Origin of the sequence: Liquorilactobacillus vini DSM 20605 (genome assembly GCF_000255495.1) — a bacterium.
Taxonomy (GTDB): Bacteria; Bacillota; Bacilli; order Lactobacillales; family Lactobacillaceae; genus Liquorilactobacillus; species Liquorilactobacillus vini.
Window position 1 is genome coordinate 25840 of record NZ_AHYZ01000080.1, and the last position, 12965, is coordinate 38804.

At 37.9% G+C, this 12965-nt stretch carries 10 protein-coding genes; 1 reads left to right on the forward strand and 9 read right to left on the reverse strand.

The features are described from left to right. Positions 1-106 precede the first annotated feature (106 nt). From hisC to ON15_RS05420, 9 genes are all read right to left on the reverse strand, one after another. Positions 107-1213 carry a histidinol-phosphate transaminase gene (gene hisC, locus ON15_RS05380; RefSeq protein ID WP_010580460.1) on the reverse strand — a complete coding sequence of 369 codons (1107 nt, stop codon included), beginning with the start codon at positions 1211-1213 and terminating at the stop codon, positions 107-109. Positions 1214-1233: 20 nt separating this feature from the next. Continuing rightward, positions 1234-2505: an aspartate aminotransferase family protein gene (locus tag ON15_RS05385; RefSeq protein ID WP_010580461.1), complete on the reverse strand. Its 1272-nt coding sequence runs from the start codon at positions 2503-2505 to the stop codon at positions 1234-1236. 29 nt (positions 2506-2534) lie between these two features. Next, the gene (locus ON15_RS05390; RefSeq protein WP_010580462.1) at positions 2535-3275 is read right to left on the reverse strand and encodes an amino acid ABC transporter ATP-binding protein; all 741 of its coding nucleotides are present in this window, start codon (positions 3273-3275) and stop codon (positions 2535-2537) included. A 14-nt stretch (positions 3276-3289) separates the two neighbouring features. After that, positions 3290-3976, reverse strand: a complete 687-nt coding sequence (locus ON15_RS05395; RefSeq protein ID WP_010580463.1) for an amino acid ABC transporter permease — start codon at positions 3974-3976, stop codon at positions 3290-3292. A gap of 24 nt (positions 3977-4000) precedes the next feature. Next, a complete protein-coding gene (locus ON15_RS05400) occupies positions 4001-4828 on the reverse strand; it encodes a transporter substrate-binding domain-containing protein (RefSeq protein WP_010580464.1) in 828 nt (275 codons plus the stop codon). 15 nt (positions 4829-4843) lie between these two features. Further along, entirely contained in the window at positions 4844-5683 is an 840-nt protein-coding gene (locus tag ON15_RS05405; protein ID WP_010580465.1) for a dimethylarginine dimethylaminohydrolase family protein, read from the reverse strand. A 4-nt stretch (positions 5684-5687) separates the two neighbouring features. Further along, entirely contained in the window at positions 5688-7331 is a 1644-nt protein-coding gene (locus ON15_RS05410; RefSeq protein ID WP_010580466.1) for a peptidase M20, read from the reverse strand. Between the two features lie 346 nt (positions 7332-7677). Next, positions 7678-9465, reverse strand: a complete 1788-nt coding sequence (locus ON15_RS05415) for an ABC transporter ATP-binding protein (RefSeq protein WP_010580467.1) — start codon at positions 9463-9465, stop codon at positions 7678-7680. Beyond that, entirely contained in the window at positions 9458-11200 is a 1743-nt protein-coding gene (locus ON15_RS05420; RefSeq protein WP_010580468.1) for an ABC transporter ATP-binding protein, read from the reverse strand. Before ON15_RS05420 ends, ON15_RS05415 begins: the two co-directional genes overlap by 8 nt. Before the next feature lie 314 nt (positions 11201-11514). Here ON15_RS05420 and ON15_RS05425 point away from each other — a divergent pair, with 314 nt between their 5' ends. Further along, positions 11515-12936: a sugar porter family MFS transporter gene (locus tag ON15_RS05425; protein WP_010580469.1), complete on the forward strand. Its 1422-nt coding sequence runs from the start codon at positions 11515-11517 to the stop codon at positions 12934-12936. Positions 12937-12965 lie beyond the last annotated feature (29 nt).

Genomic DNA, 12965 nt, shown 5'->3' on the forward strand with positions numbered 1-12965 from the left:
GACAATTTTGCAAACAAACCATCTGAGAACAATTTAAAACACTTTGCGAAAATTGTCCATAAAAATCCAGCAGCGGAAACACTCAGATTTCTTTAACTGCTGAATTTCATTTAAGACATTCAGAGATTTTTTTGACTAGGTATTGATTTTCTTCCGGCTTACCAATTGTGATTCGAACATCTGCGGGTAAATTCCAACCACTTGCTGATCGAATAATAACACCTTTTTCCATTAAACGCATCGCCAATTGATCCGCCGTTCCCAGATTTTGGGGAATTTTGACTAAAATAAAATTAGCCTGTGATGCAATTGGATCAAAGCCAAGTTGCTTCAACTGGTGAAACAAATCTGAGCGTTGCAGTGAAATTTGCTTTTTTACTTTTTGGGCTTCGGCTTGATCTTTGGTCAAAGTTGCTAACGCGGCAAACAATCCGGTCCGGTTAACGCAAAATGGCTCTGTGATTGTATTGTACATTTTAATGACCGTAGAGTTAGCTACCAAATAGCCGACGCGGGCCCCTGCTAAACCAAAAAATTTTGAGAAGGTTCGAATAATAATAACTTTTTTATGCGTTATTTTGGAAACTAAATCTGGCCGCATACCAGCTTCAATAAAATCTGCATAAGCTTCATCAACCACTACCCAAACATCATCTGCTACTTGATCGATCAATTCTTCGATTTCTGCTGCTGAATTGATCAAACCTGTCGGATTATTCGGATTGCAAAGCCAGATCAACTTGGTTTGCGGTGTAACTTTGCTTTTAAAATCAGCTAAATTAAAAGATAAATTAGTTTGAGCCTTGACTAGAACAATTTTTGCTCCCATTAACCGCGATACTTCGCGATATAAACGATAAGAAGGCTCACCAATTAAAACCTCATCACCTTCGTCTAACAATAACCGAGCAACTGTTTCAATTATGTTGCCTGCTCCACTGCCTAAAGCAACATTTTCGGTCTTTACCTGATTTAATTTAGCCAGTTGTGCTGTTAAGGTCCGATATTCATCTTCAGGATAGCGATTTAAATACTTAGTGCTCGCAATAATCGCCTGACGCGCATGCTGATAAGGGCCATAAGGATTTTCATTAGAACCCAACTTGACAACAAAATCCAATCCATAACGTTTTAAAACCGTTGCTTCGCTTTCACCAGGGATATAAGGTTGGCAATCAGCAGCATACTTTCTAAAATCAAAATTTTTAATCAAATAACTTCACCCTTCAGAATTTAAAGACTAGCGGCAAGACTCTCATCAAGGATCTTGAGAGCTTGCTGCAATTGATTCTTTTCAACAATTAATGGTGGAATAAAGCGAATCACATTATGCTCAACTCCGCAGTTTAGTAAAATCAATTTGCGTTTCAAGGCTTCTTGTCTAATTTTAGCAACCAGCTCAGTTAACGGTTGCTTTTGGTCAACTGAGCGAAACTCTACCCCAATCATTAGGCCCAAGCCTCGGACACTGCTGATCACTGGATATTTTTGCTGCAACTGGCGCAACCCTTGCTTAAAGAATTCACCTTTCTGGCGAACAGTCGTTAAAAATTCTTCGTCCATTATATCTAAGACTGCCACTCCTGCGGCACAAGCCAGTGGATTTCCGCCAAATGTCCCACCATGAGCTCCTGGCAGCCATTGATCCATATACTTTGTCTTCCCTAGCACAGCACTCAAGGGCAAGCCATTCGCAATTCCTTTGGCAGCAGTCAAAATATCTGGTTCAATCCCATAATAATCCTTGGCAAACAAGTAGCCCGTTCGACCATAACCAGATTGGATTTCGTCAAAAATCAGCAGAATTCCATATTGATCGCAGATTCGCCGCAATTCAGCTAAAAACGACTTAGGAGCTGGTAAATAGCCGCCTTCCCCTTGAACTGGCTCAACGATAATACAAGCTGTTTGTTGTGGAGTTAAAATATTAGTAAATAATTGCTGCAGCTGATCCAAACACCGTTGAATTTCTTGCTGTTCATTCAATTTAGAATTATCAATGTCTGGAAAATCAACATGATAAACCGGTGGCAAAACACCTTCATAGTTTTGACGATAACGAGCATTGGAAGCCGTCAAAGCTGCTGTTAACAAAGTCCGACCATGAAATGAACGAGAAAAAGCAATAATTCCATTGCGCTTTGTCACACTCAATGCTAGTTTGACAGCTCCTTCATTAGCTTCAGCTCCACTGTTTGAAAAATAGGCCTTATAATCCTGACCCACACGCTTGGTCAACTTTTCAGCCAACTCAATGTAAGAAGGATAATAAACTACATTATGTCCACCATGAATCAATTGCTGCAATTGTTCTTCAATCGCAGTCACAATTTTAGGATGATTATGACCGCAATTGACGACCCCCACTCCGGCAGCAAAATCCAAGTAACGTTGACCATCCTCACCCAGCAAATAAATTCCTCGACCCTTAGTAACCCCAAGTTCAGTTGCACGAGCAGCCACTGGTGGTAAGACTGCTAAGGATCTTTCATATAAAGTTTTCATTTTCACCGTCTCCTAAAACTGGTCTAATCCTACATAACTTTTGAAATAAACTCTTTGGTCCGCGGATTAGCTGTTTCTTTGAAAATATATGCTGGACTACCGCTATCAGCAATTTGGCCTTGATCCATAAATATGACCTTGTCAGCTACTTCCTGAGCAAAGCCCATTTCATGCGTAACAATAATCATGGTCATTCCCTCGGTAGCCAGTTTTTCCATAACTTGCAGAACATCGCCGACCATTTCGGGATCCAGTGCTGAAGTCGGCTCATCAAACAACATTACTTCTGGATCCATCGCCAATGCCCGGGCAATTGCCACCCGTTGTTGCTGCCCACCAGAAAGCGATTGCGGATAAGCATTGGCTTTGTTCTTCAAACCAACTTGTTCCAACAAATCAAGTGCCTTTTTCTGGGCAGCTTGTAGCGAGGAAATCTTTAATTTAATTGGTGCAAAAGTAATGTTTTCCAAAACTGTCTTATGCGGAAAAAGATTGAACTGTTGGAAAACCATTCCCATCTTTTGTCGCAAAGCACGCAATTTTTCTTTACTAGCGGCGCTGAGGTCCTGGTTTTCAAAAATTACCTGTCCAGAAAAGTCCTCTAAGCGATTCAAGCAACGTAATAAGGTACTTTTTCCGCCACCAGATGGTCCAATTAAAACGACTTTTTCGCTTTTTTTAACGGTGAAGGAGATGTCTTTTAAAACGACATTTTCCCCGTATGCTTTCTTTAAATTTTTGACTTCAATAATATTTGGCTCAACTGTCATCTTATAAACTCTCCTTAATTGCTTTGGATATATTTACGGCCCATTTTTTTCTCAATGAATTGCATCAACTGCGACAACAAAAATGTCAGTACAAAATAAATTGAAGCAGCAACAATCAGTGGTGGGACAAAATTGTACAGTGTCCCACCAACTCCTAACGCTTGGGCAGTGACTTCTTGAACACCGATATAAAATAAAACCGATGACTCTTTAATCAGTGAAATAAATTCATTACCCAAAGCAGGCAAGATATTACGCACCGCTTGCGGCAAAACAATCGAAAACATCGTCGTTTTTTCGCTTAACCCTAATGACAAGCCGGCTTCAGTCTGACCGCGTGAAATCGAAATAATCCCTGAGCGGAAAATTTCAGCTGTATAAGCCCCAGAATTAATCCCTAAAGCAATCGAACCAGGAATCACGCGATCAAGTCCCGACCCTAGAAACTGAACTTGGGGTACAGAAATTACTTTTGATAAAGTATAATAAATCAGCATTACCTGAATCATTGAAGGTGTTCCACGAACGATTGCAATATAAACACGTGCTAGATACTCAAAAACTTTTAACTTTGAAAGCCGCATCATAACAAATAATAAACCTAATAAAATACCGATCAGGATGCCAATAATTGAAATTATAATCGTTTGGGCCGTTCCTTCAAGAAATACTGGATAATACTGTTTCATGAAACCGAACATGAACTTCCTCCTTAAAAATCAAACTCATTTACCATATTTGTCTTGTAAAACCTGTGCTTGCTTTAACATTTTAGCCATTTTTCCATTATTTTGCAATTTTATTAAGACTTTATTAATTCTTTTGAGCAAAGCCTTATCCGACTTTCTGACTGCTATATTAACTGAACGTTGATCTTTAGGAGTTGTCAGTTTAACTTTAGCAACTGCATATTTATTAGGAAACTGTCTTAAATAATTATCAGCAATTTCATTCTCAACAACGACGCCAGCTAATTTTCCTTGCGAAAGTTCAGTGGTTAAACTGGTCAAAACTGATTCCGTGACCACATTCGCACCTTTGATCTGCTGTTTAGCAATGGATTCTTGCGTTGTTGTTTGCTGGGCACCAATTTGTTTACCTTTTAATGAAGCAATTGTATTGTAGGTATTAGCATCCTTTTTTTGAACCAATAAAACATTTTTAACTGTATAATATGACCGCGAGAAAGCTACTACTTTGCGCCGTTGTTTAGTTGAAACCATGCCAGCCAAAATCATGTCGATTTTATTATTTTTTAACTCTGAAATCAGTGAAGGAAATTCGGTATTTTCAATTTTTAATTTGACGCCTAAGTTATCAGCAATTTTTTCGGCAATCAGCATATCATAACCAACGATCTTCTTTTGCCCATTTTTAACAATTGGAAATTCAAATGGTGCATAATCAGCTGAAGTCCCAACTGTAATTGTTTTTTTATCCTGAATTTTTTTGACACTATTATCTTTGCTGCTGCTCGAACAACCAGCTAAAATTAGACTGGTAATTAAGCCCGTCCCAACAATTGCTAAAACTTTTTTCCATCCCTTTTTCATAGCTTGCTCCCTCCGTTATCCGCGACTCAGCGGAAAAGTCATGCAGTGTGGCCCCCCACCTGCTTTAAGCGTTTCTGTAATATCCAATTCAATAACATCAATTCCATGAGCTTCCAATTGACGATTAACAGTTTTATTTTGTGCTAATGATAAAACCCGCTTTTCTCCAAGACTCTCTAAATTACAGCCATGTTGAAAAATAGCTGCTTCTTTTACTGGGATAATCTCAATTTCTAATCGATTAAGCAATTGCAAAAAAGTAGCCGGTAAGCCTTGACGATAGGCAACTGCTAAGTGATCTGCGACTAAATTGAAACACATATCTAAATGCAAGTAACGCGCATCAGCAGGAACTGGATAAACGTGATAGCCATATTTAGCTAATCCAGCTTGAACCTCAGAAAAACCTTTCTGATCGGTCCTGGCAATCATCCCTAAAGCGATTGTCTTTTCATTTAAAAAAGCAAAGTCACCTCCTTCAAAAAAGCCATTTTTAACTTCAACAATTTTAGGAATTCCTAGTTCCGCCATCTTTTTTTCATATGCTTGACGTTCAAAAAATCGCAAGCTTTCCTTAAAACGTCCTAAAATATAGCCTTCTTTAACACAACCGCCAAAATCACGGGCAAAAACCGAATTTGTCATTGACGGGTCAGTAGTCAGTTCTTCAACTTCAACTCCTGCTTCAGCATATGCATCCAGTAATTGTTGATACTCAGCCATTAACTTGGACTGGTTTAATGGCTGATCAGCATACTTTTTTGAAATTTCGTTAATTGGTGCAGCCATTTGCAAAAAAGTTGGTGGACAAGTTAGGACACGGTTTAATTTACTAGTTCCATCTTTAACAAACATTTGATCACTCCTTAGTTGCTTGCCAAACTTGCTGGGAAAATTTGCGAATCAAGGTTGGCAAAATGTTGAATGAATATGGTTTATAAACTCTTTCTTTCCAAGTATGGGCACCTTTTCCATAGACACCGATATCTATAGCTGGAATTGCTAGCTTGCGCATTTGAGCAAAAGGCAGCGGATAGATTTGCTCTGCCAACGGAAAGTTTGCTTGCAAACGACTCAACTCTTCGCTGGTTTCATCAATCGCTAAATAACTACTGTCCGATAAATAAGGGAAAAATTCCTTAAGTTTGATTTCAGCTTGATTTTGTGATTCCTCTAAAACCTTGAGCAACTGTTGGTAAACCGTCGTTGTTTTTTTAACACTGTTGTGCGGACAAAATGGTGGTGCAATAAATAAAACAACCTTTGCGTGATTATCATTAAGATGCTGATCTAAAAAATCAATCAATTTAAAACCAACTTGACGCCGATCAAATTGATCCGCTTGTTGAGCAAACTCCGCAACTAAAGCTGCTGAATTCAAACCCTGCCTTTCTAAATAAGCCAAATACTCAACCAGGGTGTAAACAAACAGCTGCTTATTTTCCGCAACTGCTGGCATCCCTAAGGCAGAGAAAAATTTCTGTTGCCGCTCTGCCAGTTTTTTAAGCAGCTGTTGGCCAGCTTTCTCAATTGCATTTTTGAATAATCTTAAAGTATCAGCTGCTGGCCGTTGGTAAGTAAAAGTATTGAAATACATTTCAGTTACTTTGGCAGTTTGAACATTATAAAAATCTTTTTGGTCTCGCAGTTGCAAACAAGCTGACGGTAAGACTTCTTCATTGGGAATTCTTTCAACAAATTTGGGATTATTATTGAGCAGTAAATTGATTTGACTAGCAATTAAGGTTGAATCAATCCCAGAATAAGTATTGCCAACGTGGGTTTCGATTCCTTTGATGTAACAGCAAGTCAGCATCTTGCCTGCTGCTCCATAATAAACGTACTTGTTGTTATCTCCAGCATATTTAGGACTGTTAAAATCCGTGTTAATGGCAGTCACATACTTCAAACCCTGCTCGATCTGCAAACGATGCAGTTCACTTAAGCCTGCAATCACCCCACTGTGATCATTTTCCTCAACACAATTTCCCATGAACAAAAGATTACCAGCAAGTTCAGCAGGATGTTCGCTAAAATATAATAAATTAGCTAAATTTACTGCATCACCACTTTTCATATCTAACGCCCCACGCCCAAATAACCAATCACCTGACTGAGCGTCAGCTTGCACTTCATGATCAGCTTGATAACTTGCAAAATACTTCTCCAAAGCAGTTGGATCAAAGGCTGAAGCTTCAAGAGAACCAAAATCCTCGATCCCAACAGTATCAAAATGAGAATGGTAAATGATCGTTCGACAGCAACCCGGCTTTTTTAACAACGCAAAAACATTTTTGCGGTTTAACTGATCATGCGGCAAGGATTGCGTCCAAACCCAATCTGGATGTTGCTGAAAGATTGGAAAGCTTTGTAAAATCTTCACTAATTCATCAGCTAAATCAATTTCACCAGTTGTTCCGTTAACACTGTTAATTGAAACTAAATGTCGTGTTAATAATTCTATTTGCTCCGCTTGTGGTAAAGCATGTAATTGCTGATACATGAATTGATCCCCCTGACTCTCTTTAAATTTAGTCGAATTATAATTTATGCAAAAGCTAATGTCAATTTATATAACACAAACCTAAAAGCTGGCATTTTTATGCTTTCACATGAATTTTCACTTAAATATTTCGTATCTGAATAAAAAATTGCTTTCTTGTTTTAAAAAATTAATTTATAAGATGTATAGGTCTTCTAACATGGCTTGCAAGTTATTTAAAAACAAATTTTTTGGGGTGCCCAATTATTGATTCTTAATTTCTTAGCGTCCATAATTCAAATAGGCAAAACAAAAAAGTTGTGATCAACTATTGCTAATCACAACTTTTTTGTTTTTTATTTATTTGTTATTTGTTTTGCTGATGCTGCAGTTGATACATTTTAAAGTATTGTCCGCGTAATTCCAGTAACTGCTGATGAGTCCCACGTTCAACAATCTGGCCATGATCCAAGACTAAAATTAAATCAGCATCTTCAATCGTCGATAAGCGGTGGGCCACAATGAGCGTTGTCCGATTTTTGCGCATTTTGGCTAGACTTTTTTGAATTAGTTTTTCAGTTTGCGTATCTAAATTAGCAGTTGCTTCATCAAGAATCAATATTTTAGGATCCCGGACAATTGTTCGTGCAAATGCCAGCAGTTGGCGTTGCCCTGCTGAATAAGTCATCCCTCTTTCGGAAACCGGCTGGTGATAAGTTTCTGGAAGATCCGCAATAAATTTATCTGCTTGAACAAATTCAGCGGCTTGCTTAATTTGCAAATCAGTCATTTTTTGATCAAACATACGAATGTTTGATGCAATATCTCCATAAAATAGATATGGTTCCTGCAAAACTAAGCCAATTTTTTTTCGTAGCTCTTGTTGACGATATTCTCGAATATTATGATCATCAATTTCAATCGAACCTTTTTGAAATTCATAAAACCGCATTAATGTATTAATTGTTGAACTTTTACCACTTCCAGTCTGACCGACAAAAGCAATTGTCTGACCAGGATAAGCAACAAATGAAATATCTTTTAAAATCGGTTTACCAGGCTGGTAAGCAAACCAAACATGCTTAAATTCAATTTTTCCATTAGTGATCTTAAAAGCTGACTCTTCATTTTGTATTGGAATTTTAAGTGGTTCATCAATTATTTTAATAATTCGACTGCCGGCAACCATTCCATCTTGAAAAAAAGTCAAATAATTCATTACATCGCTCATTGGATTAAAAAAGGCCTGCAAGTAGGAAATAAAAGCATAAATCAAACCCGCTTGCACAAAAATTGTTTGACTTTTAAAACCAAAATGAGCCAAGGTTATCCCTTCGGCTAATAGAAACATCAATGTTACCACCGGATAAAGCAGTAAAGACTCAACTTTGATCATTGCCAAGCGGCTTTGAAAATATTTTTGATTGGTCTTTTCAAAATCCTTTTGAATTCTAACTTGCTGGCGAAATTGCTGAATTATGTCGATTCCAATCAAATCTTCATTAAGTTTCGCATTCAAATGGCTTAATAATTCCCGCATTTGTCGATATATTTTTGAACTAAATTTTTGATAATAAATGATCACTAAACATAATACCGGCAAAAATAATAGCATCCAGCTAGTCAACATTTGATCAGTCAACCACATCGCAATCACTGCCGAAATAATTGAAAAACTGGCTACCAATAGCGACAAAAACAACATCCAAAAATTATACAGCGTTTTAGTATCGTTAGTAACTCGGGAAATAATGGCTCCAGCCGGCGTCTGATCAAAGAATGTCATTCCAACCTGCTGCAGCTTAGCAAATAAATCCACCCGAATCTTTTCAAGCGAACGTTCCGCACCCATTGAGTAGGAAAACGATTGAATAAATTGTAATCCCGCTTTCAGTAAGGTTCCTAAAAAATACAAGCCGGCAAACGCTAATAAGATTTGTAAACTAGCAGATTTGTTAGTTAAAACATGATCCATATAAAATTGCAGCAGCCTTGGCAGCAGAACATTCAAAACACTTAAACCAGCAGCTGCCAAAATTGCAATCACAAATTGCCATTTAAATTGTAGAGCATATGGCCATAGTCTTTTAATGATCAGCCATTGTTCTTTGAAAGTAAATGATTTACTCCAAACTGACTTGCCTTTTTCAGTCACCGCTTAACACCTTCTTTTGCTGGATTTGAAATGTTCTTTGGTACCAACCAGCTTGGCTGATCAGTGCTTGGTGCTGACCTTGCTGGACAATCCTCCCGTGATCCAAAACAATAATTTTATCTGCGGCAGCAACACTGCTTAGACGGCTAGCCGCAATAATCGTTGTTTTGTTTTGCCGAATTGACTTTAAGTTTTGCAAAATTTGTTGTTCAGTTTTAGCATCAACGGCAGAAAGTGCATCATCCAAGATCAACAATTCAGGATTCAATAAGATTGCTCGTGCAATTGATAAGCGCTGTTTTTGACCGCCTGACAGTGTAATTCCCTGTTCGCCAACTTGCGTTTTAAAACCTGCTGGAAATGATAAAATATCAGTTTGTAAACCAGCCAACGAACTAGCCCTTTCAATTTCCGCTTGGGAAGCTGTCGGTTTGGCAAAACGAATGTTATCAGCAATCGACATGGAAAACAACAAACTAATTTGGGGAACATATCCAATCGCTGGTAAGTAACTGTCCAATGAATAGTCACGAATATCAATACCACCATAGGTTATTTTGCCATGATAATTATCAAATCTACGAACCAGCAATTGCAGCAACGTGCTTTTCCCAGCACCAGTTGGCCCAACAATCCCTAGAGTTTGGCCATTTTTTAAACTGAAGGCAAGATCAATCAAAGCTGGTTGTTTGGCCCGCGAATAACTAAACTCACTAATTGCAAATTTCAGCTCTCCTTGTGGCGGAGTTGTAATTGCCCCCTGCAATTCCGTAATTTGACTTTTAATTCGCAACAGTCTCTCAATCCGATCGTAACTGGCACTCCCAAGTTCAATTACGTTGAACAAGCCACCAATCGCAAACATTGGCCAAATCAAATTACCAATATATGCAATAAAAGACACTAATTGCCCAATTGAAATAGTTTGTTTTAAAACCATCATTCCACCAATGATGATCGTCATGACATAAGCTAAACCAATAATCAAACTTGTCAGCGGATCGAAAAGTGCATCCAAGCGATAAGCTTTTTGATTTGTTTGAATTACTTCATTAACTTGCTTTTTAAAATCCGCTAAATCTTCTTTTTCCTGTCCGAGAGTGCGAATCACTTGGATCCCCTGAATACTTTCTTGTGTTTTATTATTGATTCTGGAAAAAGCAGCTTGCGAATCATCATAAGCTTGATGAATTTTACCACCTAATTTGCTTGATAATAATGTCAATAATGGCAAAGGCAAAATCGCAATTAAAGTTAAGCGCCAGTCCACAAGAAAAATCATCGCAGCTAAAGTCGTTCCACCAGTAATTAAAGAATCAGCCAGCGTCAAGATTCCATAACCAGCTACTTCTTGAACCGCATTGACATCATTGGTTGCATGTGCCATTAAATCGCCGATTCGATGCTGCTGATAAAAATTTTCGTCCATTTTTAAATAATGGTCCATCAACCGTCCCCGCAACTTCTTTTCAAGCAAGGCCGCACTGCCCCAAATATACTTGCGCCATGAGAAACGACAAAGATATTGAAAAACTGCCACGATAATTAGCAGCAGCAGCCAGCCTGACAAGGTAGTCGGCTTTAATTGATGATGCTGGATCAAATCAATGATAATTCCAACTACTTTTGGTGGAATAATATTGGCCAAAGCTACCATTAATAAAAAAAAGATGCCTTTAAAATATGATTGCTTTTGTTCTTTGAAAAACCATGATAGCTTTTTAAAAATCGTCAATGTTTCTCACCTCCATAATTATCAATACATATAATTTGAATTATACACTAATAAATTAAAAACACCATTTAATATATTTTTTTAATTTTAAAGCAGTTTACTCAATTATAAGAAAACCTAATAATAATAAAAAAGTACGTTTTATTTAACATATCAAAATTGCTTGTATATAATAGATTATCGAAGGAGTTTTGAACTATCAAAGGCTAATTCTAACTTCTGCTTATAATGCAGTTGCTCAAAAACAAGTGGGATTTTTCACTGAGTGAGCTAAAAAATTTAAAAAAGGATTTTTAAATGAGGAGGTTTAGAATTTGAAAAGAAACTTTTCAAGCTTTTTTAAGCAAATTTCAGCGATGCATGCCGAACGCAAAATGCGGATTATCGCCTGCATCGCAACGCTTGGTGGTTTGCTGTTTGGAATCGATACTGGAGTCATTAATGGTGCCTTGCCTTATATGGCAGCCCAATCTGAACTAAACCTTTCACCACTACAACAGGGTCTAGTCACTAGCAGCTTAACACTTGGAGCAGCTTTTGGGGCATTAATTGCCGGACAACTAGCTGATCGCTACGGTCGCAGAAAGCTGCTTTTTTATTTATCATTCATTTTCTTGGGTGGGACATTTTGCTGTTCAATCGCTTCAAATGCGCCTCTGTTAATTGTTTTTCGCTTCATTTTAGGTTTGGCTGTCGGTGGTGCATCAGGAGTTGTCCCAACTTACCTTTCTGAAATTGCAACGGAGAAGTTACGGGGACAGCTAGTCGCCCAGAACGATTTAATGATCACAAGTGGTCAATTATTAGCTTTTATGGTCAATGCAATTATAGGAAATCTTTTGGTTAATACAAATGGTATTTGGCGTTGGATGATTGCATTTGGTATGATTCCTGCAATGCTGCTGCTAATTGGTGTTTTTTTTATACCTGAATCGCCCAGATGGCTTATTCAAAACCAGCGGCTTCCAATGGCTATCAAAATACTGCGTTCCTTACGAGACAATCGAATACAAATCAAGACCGAAATTAGTGCAATTCAAAAAAGTCTTGTCCAGCAGCAACCACAATCTTTTGATTGGCAATTATTAAAATCACCAGTTGTGCGAAAAACGTTCTTAATTGGCATCGGATTGGGAATCGTTCAGCAAATCATTGGAATTAACCTAATTATGTATTATGGGACGACTATCTTGCTCAAAACTGGACTTGATCATCATGCAGCTTTAATTGCCAATATTGGCAATGGTGTTATCTCGGTAATTGCTGCGGATATAGGTCTGAGGTTAATGGATCATTGGACACGGCGCAAGATGCTCTTAAGCGGAATTGGCATAACAACTTGTTCACTAGCCGGAATTACTTGGTGCTCAGTTCAGCTAAGCAATTTGAAAATTTTTCCTTTTTTAATCATTGGTCTTTCAATGATTTTCTTGTTCTTTTTCCAAAGCTTAGTTTCCCCAACCACTTGGGTTATAATGTCAGAAATCTTTCCCCAACAAATTAGAGGTGTCGGTATGGGAATCGCCACCTTTTGCTTATGGCTGGGTAATTTTTCAGTTGGTTTAGTTTTCCCAGTCCTGTTAAGCTCAATTGGTTTAGCAAAGACTTTCTTGATTTTTGTATTAACCAATATTTTGGCGTTTATCTTTTGTGATCAAGTCGTTCCAGAAACCAGTGGCAAATCATTAGAAAAAGTTCAATTTGAGTTACGCAGACAAGCAAAAAAGGAATCTTGATTATTCATTTAATCAATTATCAAGTCAGC

What these genes read in the sequence shown, in the direction of transcription:
- ON15_RS05385 (WP_010580461.1), bottom strand. Translation starts at nt 2,505, where the DNA reads ATGAAAACTTTATATGAAAGATCCTTAGCAGTCTTACCACCAGTGGCT.
- ON15_RS05390 (WP_010580462.1), bottom strand. Translation starts at nt 3,275, where the DNA reads ATGACAGTTGAGCCAAATATTATTGAAGTCAAAAATTTAAAGAAAGCA.
- ON15_RS05395 (WP_010580463.1), bottom strand. Translation starts at nt 3,976, where the DNA reads ATGTTCGGTTTCATGAAACAGTATTATCCAGTATTTCTTGAAGGAACG.
- ON15_RS05400 (WP_010580464.1), bottom strand. Translation starts at nt 4,828, where the DNA reads ATGAAAAAGGGATGGAAAAAAGTTTTAGCAATTGTTGGGACGGGCTTA.
- ON15_RS05405 (WP_010580465.1), bottom strand. Translation starts at nt 5,683, where the DNA reads ATGTTTGTTAAAGATGGAACTAGTAAATTAAACCGTGTCCTAACTTGT.
- ON15_RS05410 (WP_010580466.1), bottom strand. Translation starts at nt 7,331, where the DNA reads ATGTATCAGCAATTACATGCTTTACCACAAGCGGAGCAAATAGAATTA.